This is a genomic window from Micromonospora sp. NPDC051924 (genome assembly GCF_055586005.1).
The window spans coordinates 138,918-155,895 of sequence record NZ_JBVJJA010000012.1 but is presented as its reverse complement, the minus strand read 5'-3'; the positions used below and the strand labels follow the sequence as shown (position 1 = coordinate 155,895).

13 protein-coding genes are annotated in these 16,978 nt (G+C 71.9%); 10 read left to right on the top strand and 3 right to left on the bottom strand.

Annotated elements, in window-relative coordinates; all coding sequences use genetic code 11:
* Window positions 1–193 precede the first annotated feature (193 nt).
* The 6 genes from ACZ6S5_RS12640 to ACZ6S5_RS12615 all read left to right on the top strand — a co-directional run bounded on the left by ACZ6S5_RS12640 (window position 194) and on the right by ACZ6S5_RS12615 (window position 6,229).
* Window positions 194–646 carry a DUF1003 domain-containing protein gene (locus ACZ6S5_RS12640; RefSeq protein WP_466000120.1) on the top strand — a complete coding sequence of 151 codons (453 nt, stop codon included), beginning with the start codon at window positions 194–196 and terminating at the stop codon, window positions 644–646.
* Window positions 647–784: 138 nt separating this feature from the next.
* Window positions 785–2,074, top strand: coding sequence for a ferredoxin reductase family protein (locus tag ACZ6S5_RS12635; RefSeq protein ID WP_466000119.1), 1,290 nt, complete (start codon window positions 785–787; stop codon window positions 2,072–2,074).
* A gap of 159 nt (window positions 2,075–2,233) precedes the next feature.
* A complete protein-coding gene (locus ACZ6S5_RS12630; RefSeq protein WP_466000118.1) occupies window positions 2,234–2,782 on the top strand; it encodes an HdeD family acid-resistance protein in 549 nt (182 codons plus the stop codon).
* A 93-nt stretch (window positions 2,783–2,875) separates the two neighbouring features.
* Window positions 2,876–3,961 carry an AI-2E family transporter gene (locus ACZ6S5_RS12625; protein WP_466000117.1) on the top strand — a complete coding sequence of 362 codons (1,086 nt, stop codon included), beginning with the start codon at window positions 2,876–2,878 and terminating at the stop codon, window positions 3,959–3,961.
* Between the two features lie 324 nt (window positions 3,962–4,285).
* Window positions 4,286–5,122 (top strand): alpha/beta fold hydrolase, encoded by an 837-nt coding sequence (locus ACZ6S5_RS12620; protein WP_466000116.1) that lies wholly within the window; start codon window positions 4,286–4,288, stop codon window positions 5,120–5,122.
* A 102-nt stretch (window positions 5,123–5,224) separates the two neighbouring features.
* Window positions 5,225–6,229 (top strand): PP2C family protein-serine/threonine phosphatase, encoded by a 1,005-nt coding sequence (locus ACZ6S5_RS12615; RefSeq protein ID WP_466000115.1) that lies wholly within the window; start codon window positions 5,225–5,227, stop codon window positions 6,227–6,229.
* On the opposite strand, the gene ACZ6S5_RS12610 is transcribed toward ACZ6S5_RS12615, so the two are convergent.
* On the bottom strand, window positions 6,186–8,888 hold the full coding sequence (locus ACZ6S5_RS12610) for an ATP-binding protein (protein WP_466000114.1): 2,703 nt from the start codon (window positions 8,886–8,888) through the stop codon (window positions 6,186–6,188). The genes ACZ6S5_RS12615 and ACZ6S5_RS12610 overlap by 44 nt on opposite strands.
* A gap of 82 nt (window positions 8,889–8,970) precedes the next feature.
* The gene (locus tag ACZ6S5_RS12605; protein WP_466000113.1) at window positions 8,971–9,999 is read right to left on the bottom strand and encodes a hypothetical protein; all 1,029 of its coding nucleotides are present in this window, start codon (window positions 9,997–9,999) and stop codon (window positions 8,971–8,973) included.
* A gap of 183 nt (window positions 10,000–10,182) precedes the next feature.
* On the opposite strand from ACZ6S5_RS12605, the gene ACZ6S5_RS12600 reads away from it, so the two are divergent.
* From ACZ6S5_RS12600 to ACZ6S5_RS12585, 4 genes are all read left to right on the top strand, one after another.
* Window positions 10,183–11,013 carry an alpha/beta hydrolase gene (locus ACZ6S5_RS12600; protein WP_466000112.1) on the top strand — a complete coding sequence of 277 codons (831 nt, stop codon included), beginning with the start codon at window positions 10,183–10,185 and terminating at the stop codon, window positions 11,011–11,013.
* Window positions 11,014–11,229: 216 nt separating this feature from the next.
* Window positions 11,230–13,950: a helix-turn-helix transcriptional regulator gene (locus ACZ6S5_RS12595; RefSeq protein ID WP_466000111.1), complete on the top strand. Its 2,721-nt coding sequence runs from the start codon at window positions 11,230–11,232 to the stop codon at window positions 13,948–13,950.
* A gap of 125 nt (window positions 13,951–14,075) precedes the next feature.
* Window positions 14,076–15,035 (top strand): helix-turn-helix domain-containing protein, encoded by a 960-nt coding sequence (locus ACZ6S5_RS12590; RefSeq protein ID WP_466000110.1) that lies wholly within the window; start codon window positions 14,076–14,078, stop codon window positions 15,033–15,035.
* Window positions 15,036–15,038: 3 nt separating this feature from the next.
* Complete coding sequence (locus ACZ6S5_RS12585; protein ID WP_466000109.1) at window positions 15,039–16,016, top strand: helix-turn-helix domain-containing protein; 978 nt, start codon at window positions 15,039–15,041, stop codon at window positions 16,014–16,016.
* Window positions 16,017–16,162: 146 nt separating this feature from the next.
* On the opposite strand, the gene ACZ6S5_RS12580 is transcribed toward ACZ6S5_RS12585, so the two are convergent.
* On the bottom strand, window positions 16,163–16,558 hold the full coding sequence (locus ACZ6S5_RS12580; RefSeq protein ID WP_466000108.1) for a hypothetical protein: 396 nt from the start codon (window positions 16,556–16,558) through the stop codon (window positions 16,163–16,165).
* Between the last annotated feature and the right edge of the window lie 420 nt (window positions 16,559–16,978).

Sequence of the window (16,978 nt, the reverse complement as noted above, 5' to 3'; positions counted from 1 at the left end):
GCTGCCTGGGCAGCTGGTCCTCCGCGACATTGGCCCGCCCGCCGGTGCGGGTCGATCTTGGCACCCGAAGGGCGAAGACCGGGCGTCGGCGCTCCCGTCGCGCGCTGCCCGATGCCGTCGGGTCGCGCCGACCAGGGTGACGCGCACCCCGCACATCGCAGGTCCGGGCCGGCCCCGGTGATCGGGAGGTGGCATGGCGTCTGAGCGCCAACAACGCCCGCAGGAGCACCCGGTAGTGACGGAGCACCGGGCGCATCGGGCGGCGGACCTTCAGTTGCGGGTCGCGGACCGGATCACCGCGTTCGCCGGCTCGATGTCGTTCGTCTACATCCATGCCGCGCTGTTCGCGGGATGGATGATCTTCATCGAAGGTGATCCTTGGCCGAAGCTCACGCTGATCGTCTCGCTGGAAGCGATTTTTCTCTCCACGTTCGTCATGATCGGCCAGAACCGCCAGGCGGCGTTTCAAGAGGCGAAGGCGGATCACGACTTCAACACGCAGGAGCTGGAACTCAAGACGAACATCGTGCTGACCCGCCAGATACACCAGCTCACCACCGACCTGCATCAGCGGCTTCTCGCCGGCGATGACGCGCAGAGCAGATCGGCGCCGGAGGGCTTCCGCGACGGGCGTGGCGCCCGTTGATCGCTCGTTCCCGGCCACGGCTTCGTGCCCAGAATTACCAGGAGGAGGCCCCAGATGGGCTCGGACCCGACAGCGGGGCACGCTGACATGCCGGCAGCCCTGGACGATCCGACGGGCCGTTGCGCAGGGACCCGTCCGGTGGGTGGCCGTGGGGTGACCGGCGTCGCCGCACTGGCCGGCGTCACCACCGCCAACCTCGTGCTCTGGCTGGTCGCCGGGCCGAGCGGTGAGCCGACCGGCCGCTTCGTCGGCGAGTTCTGTGGCACCGAGGCGGTGCTGCTCTTCGTCTGCGCGCTGGTACTCACCACACTCCTGCCACCGATCGAGCGGGCGTTCGGGGGCCTCGACCGGGTCGCACTGTGGCATCGCCGCCTCGCCGTCGTGGGCGTGCTGCTGCTCGTACCCCATCTCGCGCTCGCCAGCTCGCCACCGGATCCGTACGGCACGACGCTCGGGCGGGGCCTGGGAAGTGTGGCGCTGTACGGGATCGTGTTCCTGTCGCTGTGGGCCGTAGCGCCAAGTCTGCGCGCCGCGCGATGGCCCGGTCCGGTACGTCGCCTCGCCAGGGCCGCCTATGAGCGGTGGTTGACCTCGCACCGGTTCATGGGGCTGTTCGTCGCCGTCGCTGTCGTGCACGGCGCGACCGTTGCGGTGATCCTGCACCGCTCGACCGTGCTGGACGCGGTCTACCTGGTCACTGGTGTCGTCGGCGTCGCCGCGTACCTTTACCGCGAAATCTTCGCCCGCTACGTGGTCCCGGTCCACCAGTACTCCGTAGCCGCCGTCGAACGCCTGAACGGGACAACCGTCAACGTGGGGCTCGATCCGGTCGGCGACCCGCTCGTGTTCATCCCTGGTCAGTTCGTCTTCGCGGCCTTCGGCGGACCCGGCGACTGGCGCCGACACCCGTTCACCGTCGCCAGTTCACCCTCGGCACACCGTCTCACCGTCTCGATCAAGGCCGCCGGCGACGACACGTACGGCATCTACCATCGTCTTCGGCCCGGAATCCCGGCCAGGATCACCGGGCCGTTCGGCGGCTTCGATCACCGGCTCGGCGGGCGCGATCAGATCTGGATCGCCGGGGGGATCGGCATCACGCCCTTTCTCAGCTGGCTGCGATCGCTCGACCAGGGCTTCGACCGGACCGTGGACCTCTACTACTGCGTGGCCCACGCCCGCGACGCCCTCTTCGTCGATGAGATCACCGCGACGGCCGCGGGTCATCCGTCCCTGCGCCTACACCTCGTCGTCGCCGATCGCGACGGTCAGTTGACCGCGTCGGCGGTCATGGACGGACGCGGCAGCGAGCAGGTGTGGGTCTACATGTGCGGGCCCCCGGCGATGATGACCGCCCTGTCCCGAGGCTTCCGCGCCCACGGTGTACCTGCCGGCCGAATCCGCTGGGAGCGGTTCGACGTGCGGTGAGCCGTCCGCGCAGCCGCCGAGCCCTGAGGCCGCGACGACGTCGGTCCGCCACCCCGGCTGTGCACGTACGCGCAGGAGGCGTGCACGCGCGACACCGTCGCCGGACGGGCGGACGGCGACCATGGCGATCGGTTCGGTGCTGGTTTCGATGGAGGAAACATGTTCAAGTCCCTGACCACGTCGCTGCTGTGGCGTGGCATCCTGGCCGTCATCCTCGGGTTCGTCTCGGTCGCGTGGCCGCAGATCACCGTGGGTGCGCTCGTCATCCTGTTCGCCGTGTACGCGTTCATCGCGTCCGCTGCCGACGCCGGCCACGCGTTCAGCAGTGATCGGGTCGGACCCGTGGCCGGGTATCTGCTGCTGGCCGTGTTGTCGCTGGCGGCCGGGCTCGGCGCGCTGTTCTGGCCCGGCAAGACCGCGCTGGTGCTGACCGCCTGGATCGCCGTGTGGGCGGTCATCACCGGTGTCGTCGAGATCGTCATGGCCTTCCGCGGCGACAAGATCGCCGGCCAGCGGGCGCTGTGGGCGCTGAGCGGACTGGTGTCGGTCGGGTTCGGCGTGGTCCTGGCGATCCGCCCGGACGCCGGGGCGCTCACCCTGGCCACGGTCTTCGGTCTGTTCGCGATCGTCTACGGCATCTCCACGATCGTCGTGGCGGTGCAGGCGAAGAAGGTCGGGCGGGACGCCCACCGTCTGGTCACGACCTGATCGAGCCGACCACATGCTGCCGCCACCCGTCGTCCACCCATCAGGGACCGGGCGCCGGGTGGTGGGCACCGTTTCCGGACCGGGGAGGATGTCATGAGCGATGAGCCGACGGGCCCGGTGTCCAGGACCACCGTGTTCGGCTGGGGGATCGCGGCCACCAGCGGGGTGGTCCTGGTCGGGCTGGGCTGCCTGGTCGTCTACGCCGTGCGTACCGTGCTGGTGCAGGCCCTCATCGGGCTGTTCATCGCCATCAGCCTCGACCCGCCGGTGCGGGCCATGACCCGCCGGGGCGTGCGCCGCGGTCTCGCGGTGACGGTGATCGTCCTGGCCGCGCTGACGGTGCTCATCGCGGCGGCGGCGGCGTTCGTCCCATCGCTGGTAGCCCAGGGCAGTGCCCTGACCGCCGACTTTCCGCGCTACCTCGCCGACCTGCGGGCCGACTCGTCGTGGCTCGCCCGGCTGGACGACCGCTTCCAGGTGCACGCCCAGATCGCGAACTGGTTGACCACGCTGCCCGGACGGGACGCCTGGGGATACGGGCAACGGTTCATGGGTGCGCTGTCGTCGGTGTTTCTGGTGGCCGTCCTGACCGTGTATCTGATGCTGGACCTGCCCCGGCTACGCGTCAGGCTCGTCTCGATCGCCCCACGACGGCACCGCCGAGCCGTCGAGAGCGCCCTGACCGTGGTCACCGACAAGGTCGGCGCGTACATGATCGGCAACATCGTCATCTCGGTGATAGCCGGCGTCACGTCCTTCCTCGCGCTCACCGTGCTGGGCCTGCCGTTCGCGTTCCCGTTGGCGGTCGTCGTCGCGCTGACCGACCTGATCCCGATGGTCGGTGCGACGCTGGGCGCCACGATCTGCGTCGTAGTGGCCCTCGCCACCACCGACGTGTGGCCCCACGCCACCGGACTCGCGCTGTTCTTCGTGCTCTATCAGCAGGTGGAAAACTACCTCCTGGTACCGCGGGTGATGCGCGACGCGGTCCAGTTGCCGGCGCTGGCCGTGCTGCTCGCCGCCCTCGTCGGGGGCGCCCTGCTGGGCCTGATCGGTGCGCTCATGGCCATCCCGCTCGCGGCCGCGGTCAAGGCCGTCGTCGCCACCGTCGTGGCCCACCGGCCCCCGGCGCCCTCGCTCGTCACCGACCCGGACAGTCCGTCCGCAGTCGACGCCTGAGCCCGCGCTGGCCGCCGCCGCGACGGCCCGATCATGTGCGGCCCTGGCATGCTGCGCGTCGCAACAGCAGCCCGACAACGGCCCACAGTGCACAGGGGGAATGGTCTGCTGCACGTGCGACACATTTCGCCGAATCCCTGGCGTTTAGCCTGATCGGGCGCCACATCCATCGGGAAACGTCCGCGAAAGGGCAAGTCACCTGCTGCTCGCGGCCGGCTCGATTTCCCGGTGAGCAGTTCGGTAATTCGACCGGACGCAATTCGCCGTACCCGCCGAATGGGGCGCAACGACAAATTCCATTCACGGCAGTTCGAGGAGAGCCACATGTCATCCATCACCCGCCGCGGTTTCCACCGCGCGGCCACCGCGCTGGTGGCCGGTGCCGCGCTCGGCGGCGCAGCCATCCCGCGGTCCGCCGCCGCTGCCACCGACCGGGACGCCGCCGGCCAGCCGCCGACCGTCCTGCTCGTCCACGGCGTCTTCGCCGACTCGTCGAGCTGGAGCGGCGTCATCCCGCTGCTGCAACGGTCGGGCTACCCGGTACTGGCGGCGGCGAACCCCCTGCGGGATCTCGCCGGCGACTCCGCGTACGTGTCCAGCATCATCGACACCATTCCAGGTCCGGTCATCCTGGTCGGCCACTCGTACGGCGGTGCCGTGATCACCAACGCGGCCCGCGAGCACGACAACGTCAAGGCGCTGGTCTACGTGGCGGCCTTCGCCCCGGACGCCGGCGAGAGCCCGCTGGCGCTGACCGACAAGTTCCCTGGCAGCAAGCTCTCGTCCGCCCTGATCGCGCGCCCGTTCCCGCTGCCGGACGGCTCGACCGGCTACGACGGCTACGTTGACCCGGCCAGGTTCCAGGAGGTGTTCGCGGCGGACCTGACCCGGTCGGCCGCGGCGCTGATGGCGGTCACCCAGCGACCCGGCAGCGTCGGTGGCCTGGCCGGGCTCAGCGGTGCACCGGCCTGGAAGGACCTCCCGTCCTGGTACGTCATCCCCGCCGCGGACCAGGTCATCCCGCCGGCTGCCCAGCGGTACATGGCGCAGCGGGCGGGCAGCCGGGTGGTCGAGGTCCGGGACGCGTCGCACGTGGTCATGCTGTCCCGACCCGACACCGTCCTGCGGCAGATCGAGGCCGCGGCGTACGCGGTCCGCTGAACCGGTCGACCGGGCCGCGCCGCCCACTGCGGCGCGGCCCCTCCTCCCCGGAGCCGCCCGCGGCTTCCGGAATCGCGCACCTGTCCAGAACGGAGCAGCAGAATGCTTACCAGCGTCAACACGGAAACAATTCCCGGCGACGGCGCCGGATCCAATTTCCGGCTACCGGGCACCGGCCAGCAGTTCGCCGTGCTCGTCGAACTCGCCGAGGTGGTCGCCGAGGAACTGGAACGCAGGCTCGCCGACGGGATCTGCGCGGCACAGCGCCGGGCACTGACCAAAGCCGCCGGCCGCGAACGGGACCGGCTGCGGCTGCTGCGGTCGGTGTTGACCCGGACCCTGGACCCGCCCGCCGCACTGCCGGCCGTGCCGGGACTGACGCTGGCGGCGTTCCACCGGCCCGCGGCGCCCACCGGACTCGGCGGCGACTTTCTGGACGTCTTCCCACTCGACGACGGGGCCTGGGGAGTCATCGTGGGCGACGTGTGCGGCAGCGGAGTGACGGCGGCGCCGTTGACCGCGCACTGCTGGTACGTGATGCGTCGGGCGGCGGACCACAGCCGGCGACCCGCCGCCATGCTGGCGGCCCTCAACGACGAACTGCTGCATAGGACCATGGACGCCAACGGCTTCTGCACCGCCCTGTGCGCCCTTGTGCGGATCGGCGACAGCGGCTGCCAGGTGACCATCGCCAGCGGAGGGCACCCGGAACCGCTCCTCGTACGGCAGGAAGAGGGGGTGGTACGGCCGCGGACGCTCGGCCTGTTCCCCGGCCCGATGCTCGGCGTCCGAACCGACCCCGTCTTCCCCGAGGTGACGCTGCCACTGGCGCCCGGCGACACCCTGCTCGCCTACACCGATGGCCTGACCGAGGCCCGGCTGCCCTCGGGGGCCATGGTGTCGGAGGCCGGCGTGATGGCGGCGGTCGGCGCGCTCGACACGGCCAACGCGGGAAAGGTGATCGACTGTGTGCGGCAACTCCTGAACGTCGCCACCGGCAGCCGCCGGCCCGACGATGTGGCCGCCCTGGCGCTCACCGCGGGTCCCGCCGGGACGGCGACGGTCAGCTGGCCGGCAACTGCGCGTGCAGTTGGGCTCGCGACGTGACGTCGAGCTTCCGGAAGACCTTTCTCAGGTGGTACTCGACCGTGCTCGGGCTGATGAACAGCTGGGCCGCGATGTCCCGGTTGGGTGCCCCCGCCGCCGCCAGCCGTGCCACCTCGAGTTCCTGAGGCGTGAGCGTGCCTCGTACGGTGGTCCCGCCGGCAACCGTCTCCCCGGCGGCGGCCAGTTCCCGACGGGCACGACGGGCGTAGATCGCCGCCCCCATTCCGTGGAACATGACATACGCCGTCCTCAGCTGCTGCCGCGCCTCGCGGCGCCGCCGCCTACGGCGCAACCACTCCCCGTACATCAGGTGCGCCCGCGCGAGCGCGGGCTTCGCGGGGGACGTCTCGAGCACGGCGATGGCCGAGCGGTAGTGCTGCTCCGCCTCGTCCTCGGGGGCGACCAGCGCCCGGCAGCGGGCGAGTAGCCCGCGGGCGGTCGGCGTTCCGCTCGCCGAGGCCATGGTCGCCAGTTGCCGCAACGCCGCCTCGGCGGTGGAATCGTCGCCGACCCGGTCGGCCGCCTCGATCACCTCCGGCAGGTTGCTGGCGTACAGCGGGCCGACCGTCTCCTCGGCAAGGACTCGGACGCCGTGGGCCAGGGCGGTGGCGTAGTTGCCGAGGCTGACGTCCAACATGCACAGCGCGAGCTCGGAGGTCAGGGCACCGTACGGACCCTCGTGCTGGGCGGCGGCCTGCCGGATCCGCCGCTCGGCCGTCGTTCTGGCCAGGTCCTCCGGGCCGGTCACGCTCAACAGGAGTTCCACGCCGGGGCGGTGGCCGAACTGGGACAGCTCCGCGGCGGCCGCGTTGAACTCGTCCGCTGAGATGTAATCGCCGCGCATCAGCTCCAGCAGTGCCCGGATGCGCAGCGCCCGGGCGAGTGCGTTGACCGTCCCCCGGGCGCGGGCGAGATCGACCCATGCCGTGGTCAGGGCGAGCAGCGCGTCGACGTCCCACATTTCCAGGGCGGCGAGGCTCGCCAGGTTGAATCCCCGCAGGTCGGGCGTGCCGTCGAGGTGGGCGGCGATGGCGGCCCGGTAGCGTGGGAAGGCAGACTCGTGCCCGTCGAGGAAGCGGGCGGTGAACGCGTCGACCAGCAGGTCCGCGGGTGTCATGTCAGCCGGCTGGATCGCCGGCCACCGCCGGGCCTCGGTGGCCGCGGCGAGGGTGGCCTGCCGGCTGGTCCACACTGCGACCTCGAACGCCTCGAACAGCGCGTCCCGCGCGGCGCGGTCGTCGTGGTCCAGCAACGTCCGTGCGACCTCCATGATCAGCGCGAACGCCTCGGGAAGCCGGCCCTGCGCGAAGCGGATCCGGGCCTGCACTCGCAGACCCTCGGCGCGGTCCGTGGCGGCGCGCAGGTCTGGTAGGGCCTGCACGATCAGGGCGTCGGCGGCGGCCGGATCGCTGGCCCCGAGGTGCGCCTGAGCGGTCGCCAGCAGGCGGTATGGTCGCCGGCTGCGGTCCTCGGTCAGCTCCACCGCTCGGGCCAGGAGAGTGGCTCGCGAGGCGTAGCCGCCACGGGCGCCGGCCCGGGCCGCCGATCGTTCGAGTTCGAGGGCGAGCTCTTCGTCGGGTCCGACGGCTGCGGCGGCCCGGTGCCAAGCCCGCCGGTCGGCGTCGTCGTCGACGGCGGCCAGCGCCTCGTGTGCGAGGCGCCGCTCGGACACCGGTGCGCCGTGGTAGACGGCGGAGCGGATCAACGGATGCCGAAACTCGAGACGTGGGCCGAGGGTCATCAGGTGCCCGGTCTCCGCCGGCACGGCCGCGGTGAGTGAGGAGCCGAGCCGTTCGGCGGCCCGGCGGAGGAGACCGGCATCGCCGGAGGTGTCGGCCGCAGTGACGAGGAGCAGGGTTCGGGTCGCCGCGGGCAGCATGCGCAGGCGGCGCTGGTAGACCTGTTCCAGCAGCCGTCCGACCGGCAGCGGGTCGGGTAGGGGCGCCGCGCCGGACAGTTGGGCGGCGGTCAGTTCCCGGGCGAGTTCGATCAGGGCCAGCGGGTTGGCGTCCGTACCGGCCAGGATCATTTCCGCCACCCGGTCGGAGACCGCGGTCCCGGCCCGAGTGCTCAACAGTTGCCGCACGGTCTCCGGTGGGAGCCCGCCCACCGCCAGCCTGTCGAGCCCGTCGAAGGCGCGGGCCGGACGATCGCTCTCGCGGACGGCGAAGAGCATCGCGATCCGTTCGGTCCGGATCCGTCGTGCGACGAAGGCCAGCACGTCCGCGGACTCGGCGTCCAGCCAGTGCGCGTCGTCGATGACGCAGACCACCGGCTGTGCGGTGGCGAGTTCCGCCAGGGCGGTCAGCGCGGCCAGGCTGACCAGGAAGCGGTCGGGGACCGGGCCGCTCTGCAGGCCGAACGCCGTCCGTAGGGCGACCCGCTGCGGCTCGGGCAGCACGGTGCCGCCGGCCAGGACGGGGCTCAGCAGCAGATGCAGCGCCGAGTAGCTCAGGTCGGCTTCCGCCTCGACGCCGGCGATGTGCAGCACGCACGCGTCACCGGCGTCCGCCACCGCCCGCGTGAGCAGCGCCGTCTTCCCGGCGCCGGGCTCCCCGCCCAGGACGAGCGCGCCGCTGCGCCCGTCGCGGGCTCGACCGATCACGCGCTGGATCGCCGCCAGCTCATCGGCTCGTCCCAGCAGGTCCCCTGTTGCCATCCCGTCGAGCCTACGGCGGACGGTGATCAACTCAGGCCGCCTGGTGAGCGAGATGACCCGCAGCACGGTCGGTGGCTCACGGTCAGTCGGGCGTTGCTCCCGCGAGATACCGCAATCCGCTGATTCCGGGTAGGAACACCTGTTCGCCGCCTTTCGGGACGACGAATGCCGGCGGTCCAGCGTCGCTGATCCACTCGCGCGGCGCGAAATCGAACTGCCGACCCGGGTCGGCGTTGGCGCACTCCAGCACCACGCCCCGGGCAGCCCCGTCGTCGTCCAGGACGCCCGCGGGCAGCACCGGCCCGTACACGGCCCGCCGGCACAGCAGCATGTGCCGGACACTGATCAGCCTGGCGCCCAGTGGCTCCTCGCCGTACACGTCGGCGTTCTCCTTGAGGAGGCGCCGGAAGAGCGCGACCTTCTGGTGCAGTTTCCGGATCGAGAGGTACGTGCCGTTGCGCCACAGCCGCTCCGGACCGGGGCCGGTCGCGATCCGGCCGAGCTCGTCAACGTAGCCGAGCAGGAACTCGCCCGCCCGAGCGCGGACCTGGCCCGCCCGCGGCCGGCCACTCTCGCCGGTGACGAAGGGCCGGCTGGCCCGATCCACGAGGCCGAGATGGTCTCGACCGTAATCCGGCGCTCGGATGTCCAGCCGGCTCACCGGCGTGACACCGGCCAGTTTCTTCTGCGCCGCGTGGCCGATGGCCAGCCTCGCCTCGAAGGTCGCCCGGTCGGGCGCGATCAGCAGGAGCCCGATGTCAAAGCGACCCCGTTCCGGCGGTTTCCCGTTGGTCGGGTCTCCCTCGCCGAGGTCCCGAAGCGGAGCCTCGCGGGCGCGCATCCGCTCGCGGAACCCCTGCGGGAACCCATCGAGGATCTGTCGCGAGAGACCCAACGCCCGCAGACTGGGGTGACTGAAGGCGATGTTGAGCCAGGCGACGTCCTTCGGTTCCTGCCAGTCCGCAGCGGTCGTCACGTGCGGCACCAGGCGGCGCAGCATCAACCGGGCCTGCGCGGGATCGTCGATCCGGTAGAGCAGGTAGGCGCCCACATACGGCATCGGCCGTGGCCTGAGCACGGTTCCCTGGATCTGGTCGAGTTCCAGTTGCATGCTCCCGTGCCCCCTCGTGACGACCGTTTGGAGGCTAGGCGCGCCAGTGCCGGCAGACCGTGTCCGGCGTGCACAGGTGGCTGACGGCCGTGCACACCGACGCCGGTTCGCTCCGCCCGATCACGCCTAGCCTCGGCCGCGCCGAGCACGAGCGTGGTCGGTCGATGACGGGAGGAACCAGAGATGACTACGGTCGACGCGCAGATCGAGCGCGCCAACGCCGCCGGGCGCACCCCGGTGGTGTTCATCCACGGGTTGTGGCTGCTACCCACCAGTTGGGACCGGTGGGCGGAGCTGTTCGAGGCGCACGGCTACGCGGCGGTGACGCCAGGCTGGCCCGACGACCCGGACACCGTCGAGGAGGCGAACGCCCACCCGGAGGTCTTCGCCGGCAAGACCATCGCCCAGGTCGCCGACCACTACGCCAGCGTGATCGGCCGACTCGACCGGAAGCCGGCGGTGATCGGGCACTCGTTCGGTGGCCTGCTGACGAACATCGTCGCCGGGCGCGGTCTTGCGGCGGTGTCCGTCGCGATCGCCCCGGCGCCGTTCCGGGGCGTACTGCCCCTGCCGTTCTCCGCGCTGCGCGCCTCAGCGCCGGTGCTGAGCAACCCCGCGAACCGGCACCGGGCGGTGCCGCTGACCTTCGAACAGTTCCGGTACGCCTTCGCGAACGCGGTCAGCGAGGAGGAAGCGAAGCACCTGTACGAGACCTACGCCGTGCCCGCCCCCGGAGCGCCGATCTTCCAGGCCGCCACCGCGAACCTCAACCCCTGGACCGAGGCGCGGGTCGACACGGCCAATCCGGAGCGCGGCCCGTTGCTGATCATCGGCGGGGAGCGGGACCACACCGTACCGCGGGCCATCACCGAGGCGGTTTACCGGCGGCAGCAGGACAATCCGGGCATCACCGAGTTCGTCGAGCTTCCCGGCCGGGGGCACGCCATCACCATCGACGACGGCTGGCGGGAGGTTGCCGAGACGGCGCTGGCGTTCGTCCGGCGGTTCGCGTAGCGGCCGGGACTAAGGATTTCCGGGATTCCGTCGCGCCCGAACCTTGTCAGGCTGATCGCAGCGGACCAGGGGTGTCCGGTGGATCGACGAGGCGGCCGGTGCGGGCCGGGGACGACGCCGAGCGTCGCCGGCCCGCCCGGACATCCCGGTGTCCGGGCGAGCCTTGGCGGCGATTCCCGCACCCCCGGTCGATGGGTGAGGCGCAGGGGGTGAGGCATGGTTCGGCGTCGGCTGTGCGGGCGGGAAGCCGAGGTGGCGGTGCTTCGGCGACTACTCGACGACGTCGCCGGCTCCGGCTCTGCCGCGGCGGCGCTCGTGCACGGAGAGCCCGGCATCGGCAAGACCGCCTTGCTGGACGCCACGATCCGCCACGCGGCCGAGCGCGGGTTCCGAGTCGCCTACGGGCGCGCCGAGGAGAACGACCAGGTCGCGCCGCTGGCCTCGCTGCTCGAGGCGCTGCGCCACGGCCCGACGCCCCTGCTCACCGGAGCCGACCTCGCCGCGCTGCCGTTGCATCAGGAGCAGCGGTACTGGCTGGTGGAACAGGTGGCTGGCCTGATCGAGAGCCAGGCCAGCCGTACCCCCATCGTGATCGCCGTCGACGACCTGCACTGGGCCGATCCGCTCAGCCGGTTCGCGCTCCGGGTCCTGCCGGTCCGGTTGCGCGGGTCGCCGGTGTGTTGGCTGCTCACCAGCCGGGAGGAGACCGAGGGCCTCGCGCTGCCGGTCGAGCAAGTACGGCTCAGGCCCCTGCCGCCCGCGGCGGTCGAGGCGCTGGCCGCGGACATCCTCCGGGGCCCGGTCGACGACCGGCTCCGCACCCTGCTGACCGGAGCGGGCGGCAATCCGTTCCTCGCAGTGGAGATGGTCGAGGGCCTGGCCGGCGCACCGACCGCCGACGGCCCGCCGGACCGCCTGGTGACCGGCGTACGAGGGCGGCTCGGCTCACTGCCGCCGCAAACGCTCCGGTTTCTGCAGGCCGGCGCAGTGCTCGGCCGTCGGTTCACGCTGTCCGACGCTCAGGTGCTGCTCGGCGCTCCGGCGGCCATCCTGATCGCCGACACCGAGGCGGCCGTGCACGGATCGGTGCTCGCCGACGACGGCGAGCGCCTCGAGTTCCGACACGATCTGCTCCGACAGGCGGTCTACGCCGGCATCCCGCCGTCGGCCCGCAACGTCCTGCACCGGGCGGCCGCGGCCCACCTGCTGCGCGGCGGCCGGCGCCCGACCGAGGCGGTTCGGCACCTGCTGATCGGCGTGGGGCCCGGCGACGAGGACGCGCTGGGGCTACTGCGTGACGCGGCCGACGACGTCACGACCGCGCTGCCCACCCTGGCCGCGGACTTGCTGCTCCGCGCGCTTACCCTGACACCCCCAGGACGCACCGAGTACTTCGCCACGGCCGAGCGCGCCATCCGGCTGCTGACCCTGTCCCAACGCAACCGGGAGGCGGTCGACGTCGCCGACGCGGCGCTCGACCAGCGGCCCGGGGACGAGACTGTCGGGCGCATCGAGGCGGCGCTCGGCCGCGCCCTGTGGAACCTGTGGTCGGCGGCCGAACTGAGCCGGCGCGCCGAGCGGGCCCTCAACCGGCCCGGTCTGACCCCGCGGACCCGCGCCCGGTTGGAATCGCTGCGCGCCCTCGCGCTGTCCCGTAGTCGCGACCAAGCCGCGGCCCGGGACGCCGGTAAGGCCGCGCTCGCCACGGCGGAGGCGCTGGGCGACGAGCAGGCACTCACGACAGCGCTGCTGGCACTCGGCGAAACGGCGTTCAACGAGGGTTACTGCCGGGAGGCGCTGGACCACTTCGAGCGCCTGCGCGAGTACGACCCGACGGCGATCACCTGGGAGATCCTGGTCCACCAGCACCTGGACAACTTCGACACCAGCGCGCGGCTGATCGCCGAGGCGCGCCGGGAGTGTGAGCGCGAAGGCAGCCGCCTCCCGCTGGCCGCCGTGCTGTGGGCGCAGGCCAGCCAGACCTGGCTGCTCGGCCAGCTCGACGACCTGGACGCCGACCTGCGTACCATCTCCGAACTCGACGGCGACGGGCCCCCGGCGCACGCATACACCATGCTGTGCCAGATCGCGCTCATCCGGCTCGCCATGTTGCGCGGCGACGACCAGGGTGCGCGGCAGCTGCTCTCCGCCGCCAAGGCCCGGCTCGGCGCCGCCGCCGACCCCGGAGACGTGGTGAACGTGCGGCTCGGCGAGGCGTGGCTGCTTGCCGCAACTGGCGACGCGCCGCGCGCCGTCGAGATCATGTGTCGCGATCAGCAGCGCGACGAGCACTGGCTGGTTCAGACCCGCACCCTGCGGCCCCTGGTGGGTTCGTTCATCGACATCGCCCTGCGCGGCGGGAGCCCGGCGCTGGCCGGCGAACTGGCGGCGCAGGCCGACCTGTACGCGAGCCGCAACCCCGGCGCGGTCACGGCCGCGGGCATGGCCGCCCACGCCAACGGGCTGGTGACCGCGGACCTCGGCCTGTTGGAGCGGGCGGTGCACATCCTGGCCGACAGCCCCCGCCGACTCGTCTACGCCCGCGCCGCCGCCGACCACGGCCAGGCGCTGCTGCGCGCGGGCCACCGGCAGGCCGGCATCCTGCAGCTGCTGGCCGCGGCGCAGACCTTCGCCCGCAGCGGGTCGCCGCGCGAGGCGGAGCAACTGGACCGCATCCTGCGGTCGCTCGGCGCGCTGCGGCGCTCGCGCACCGCCGCGGAACGGCGTCCCACGACCGGGTGGGCCGCGCTCACGCCGACGGAGCGGCGGATCGCCCGGCTGGTCGCCGAGGGCCACACCAACCGCTCCGCGGCCACCCAGCTATCCATCTCGCCGCACACCGTCAACACCCACCTGGGTTCCGTGTTCCGCAAGCTCCAGGTCACCACCCGGGTGCAGCTGACCCGGGCGGTGCTGGACCAGGACCCGACCACCTGACGCGGTCCCGGGCCGGGCCCCGGAAACCGGCAGGCACCGCGGCCCGGATCTGGTACGTCCACGCGATCCGCCCATGCGCCAACCGGTGTTTGCTGAACGCCGACGAGCACCACCTGGAGGCCGATATGCAGCTCAACCTGGACACGTCTTTCCTGCGCGACGATCAACGCGGCGATGCCGTACAGGCCTTCCTGAACGACACCGTGGTTCGCTGCCGGGTCGACCACCCGTCCGAGATGGTGAGCCGACTGTCGTACGCCCGAATGGGGCTGATGGGAATCTGCACGGTCGAGGCCACCGCACCACCGGATGCGGCGCCCGCCGTCTTCGAACGCACCGAGCGACAGGCGGACGGCGACCCTCAGCCGGCCGTGCTCGTCGACGTTCAGGTCGCCGGTACGTCCACCGTTCTCCAGGACGGCCGCGAGGCGGTGCTGCACCCCGGCGAGTTCGCGTTGCGGGACACCACCAGCCGCTCCGTTGTCGTCTACCGCGGCAGCGGAGTGCGGACCGTCATGCGGATCACCCGCTCGGCCCTCGCCCTGCCGCAACGTGCCCAGCGCGCGGCCACGGCCCGCCCGTTCGGCACCGGGACGGCGGTGTCCGCGCTCGCCGCCACCTACCTCACCCGACTCGGGGCGGCCACGGAACTGACCACCTCGGCACACGCCCACCGGCTGGCCGCGGCCGGTGTCGACCTGATCCGGGCTGCGGTCGGCGCCGAGTTGGCGGACGACGCGCCGGACCGGCACGAACGCATGGACCTCTTGCATGGCAGGATCATGGCCTACCTCCAGGCCAACCTGACCCGGCCGGACCTGAACGTCGCCCAGGTGGCGGCTGCCCACCACATCTCCGTGCGCTACCTCTACACGATTCTGGAACGCGCCGGGATCAGCCTCGGCAGCTGGATCCAGACCCGCCGGCTCGAGGGCGCGCGTGCCGACCTGTCCCAGCCGGACGCCTCGTCCCGGCCGGTACTCGCCATCGCGAAGCAGTGGGGCTTCACCGACGCCACCCACTTCAGCCGGGTGTTCCGTCGGGCGTACGGGGTCAGCCCGAGCGAGTGGCGGGACGGCCGATAGGCCATGGACGCCGTCCTGGACACCTCAGTCCTACCCGCGCGAGACCGGGAGGAGGCGGTACGCGGGTTCTTCTCCGGCTCGGCAATCGGCCGGAACCGGATCCACGTCCCCTCCCGGTTCCGCAGCCGGATCGCCGTCGGTTCCGCCGGTGACCTGCGCGTGTGCTCGCTGAACAGCTTCTGCCACCCGGACTCCGGATCGGAGGCCGCCCGCCACGCGCAGACCACCTCGCGCCGTGAGGTCGCGCCGGCGGTGTTCCTGGTCCTGCAGGACAGCGGCACCAGTGCGGTCGTCCAGTACGACCGGGAGGCCGTACTGGGACCGGGCAGCTTCGCGCTGCTCGACACGACGGCCCCTTACGAGCAGATCTTCCCCGGCAGCCACCGGCAGGGCCTGATCCGGATCCCGCACGCGGCGCTCGGTGCCGGCCGGCCGCTGGTGCGGGACGCGGTCGCGCGAACCGTCAGCGCGGGCGCGAGCCCGGTCAGCGACCTCGTCGCCAGTTACTTCTCCCGGCTGATCAGACAGCCCGACCTGCGGCACGGCCCACACGCGCCATCCGTGGCGGAGGTCGGTGTCCAACTGCTGACCGCCCTGCTGGCCGGCGAGTTCGGCAGCTCGGCGCCGGCCGAGGCACTGCACGAGACCCTGTCGAGCCGGATCATGGCCTACCTGCGCGAACACCTCGCCGACCCCGGGCTCTGCGCCGAGCAGGTCGCCCGGACCCACAACATCTCGGTCCGCTATCTCTACGTGCTGCTCGCCCGCGAGGGCGTCACGCTGGGGGAGTGGGTCCGGACGCGCCGCCTCGCCGCCGCCCGGGACGAACTGGCCAGCCCGCGGGCGAAATGGCGCACCATCGCCGCGATCGCGAACAGTTGGGGGTTCGCGGACGCCACCCACTTCAGCAAGCTCTTCCGGCAGGCGTACGGGATGACTCCCCGTACCTGGCGGGCGCTCAACCAGCAGACGAAAGCCTGACGGCACCCTGGATCGGCGCCGGAGCCAGCCGCTGACCACACCCTGATGAGACGGCGAGGCGCCTGACCCGCGGAACGGGCCAGGCGCCTCGGAGCGTGCGTCGGGCGATCCGGGCGGCCGTCGTCCGGCTGCCCGTGCGTCGAGCGTCAGCCGTTGCCGGCCAGAGCGTCGGCGTCCGCGCGGGCGAGGGCGGCGTCGACGAAGGCGTACTCGGCCTGGTCGATAGCGTACAGCGCGAACGCGACAGCATCCGCGGCGTCGTCCTCCGCCCTGCCGGCTCGACGCTCCGCACGGCGGAGATCACGTTCGTCGTGTCGCTTGTCGGCGTCCGCCCGCATCGCCTCCACCTTGCCGTCCACCATGGCCTTGGCCGAGTTCCAGGCGGACTCCGCCGAACCGAACTTGGTATCCACGGCCGTCTTGAGTTCGGCCTTGCGGTCCTCGAGCCGGCTTCGGTTCTGCGCGCGTGCGGCCTCGACCACCTCCTCGGTCTTCCTCGTGCGGTTCGCCAGTTCGGTGAGCTGGTCGCTGAGCTTCTTCACGGTGTTCTCCTCTTCACGGCGTCCCGTCGACCGGGGTGAAGTGGACGCTACGGCGACCAGCGCCCGCCGGATTGGTCTCGTCTGCACAGGTCCCGGCCGTGCCTGCACCGTGACCGGATGCTGACCGAGTCAGGTGGCGAGGGTGGCCGCGCCCGGAGCCCGTCTCCGCCAGCGAGAGTGGCTTTCTGCCGAGTGGGATGGCGCCGAGAAGGCGCAGCCGGTGTTGGGAATCGGTCCGTGTCGATCCTGATAATGGGGAGTCCGCCGTTGGCCTGGTGGAGTCCGATCCCGCGCCACAACGGGGCATCGAGGACGTGCCAGACGAATCAGCCGATGGCGAAATTGCGCGTGATCAACAGCTCGTACTCCCATCGTCCGCGACGTGGAACGGCTGGCGGGTCGCGTGCCGTGCCTCGGTCA

Bases quoted from the DNA above. Each gene is read 5' to 3' on its own strand.
- ACZ6S5_RS12640 (WP_466000120.1), top strand. From the start codon at position 194: ATGGCGTCTGAGCGCCAACAACGCCCGCAGGAGCACCCGGTAGTGACG.
- ACZ6S5_RS12630 (WP_466000118.1), top strand. From the start codon at position 2,234: ATGTTCAAGTCCCTGACCACGTCGCTGCTGTGGCGTGGCATCCTGGCC.
- ACZ6S5_RS12625 (WP_466000117.1), top strand. From the start codon at position 2,876: ATGAGCGATGAGCCGACGGGCCCGGTGTCCAGGACCACCGTGTTCGGC.
- ACZ6S5_RS12620 (WP_466000116.1), top strand. From the start codon at position 4,286: ATGTCATCCATCACCCGCCGCGGTTTCCACCGCGCGGCCACCGCGCTG.
- ACZ6S5_RS12615 (WP_466000115.1), top strand. From the start codon at position 5,225: ATGCTTACCAGCGTCAACACGGAAACAATTCCCGGCGACGGCGCCGGA.
- ACZ6S5_RS12610 (WP_466000114.1), bottom strand. From the start codon at position 8,888: ATGGCAACAGGGGACCTGCTGGGACGAGCCGATGAGCTGGCGGCGATC.
- ACZ6S5_RS12605 (WP_466000113.1), bottom strand. From the start codon at position 9,999: ATGCAACTGGAACTCGACCAGATCCAGGGAACCGTGCTCAGGCCACGG.
- ACZ6S5_RS12600 (WP_466000112.1), top strand. From the start codon at position 10,183: ATGACTACGGTCGACGCGCAGATCGAGCGCGCCAACGCCGCCGGGCGC.
- ACZ6S5_RS12595 (WP_466000111.1), top strand. From the start codon at position 11,230: ATGGTTCGGCGTCGGCTGTGCGGGCGGGAAGCCGAGGTGGCGGTGCTT.
- ACZ6S5_RS12590 (WP_466000110.1), top strand. From the start codon at position 14,076: ATGCAGCTCAACCTGGACACGTCTTTCCTGCGCGACGATCAACGCGGC.
- ACZ6S5_RS12585 (WP_466000109.1), top strand. From the start codon at position 15,039: ATGGACGCCGTCCTGGACACCTCAGTCCTACCCGCGCGAGACCGGGAG.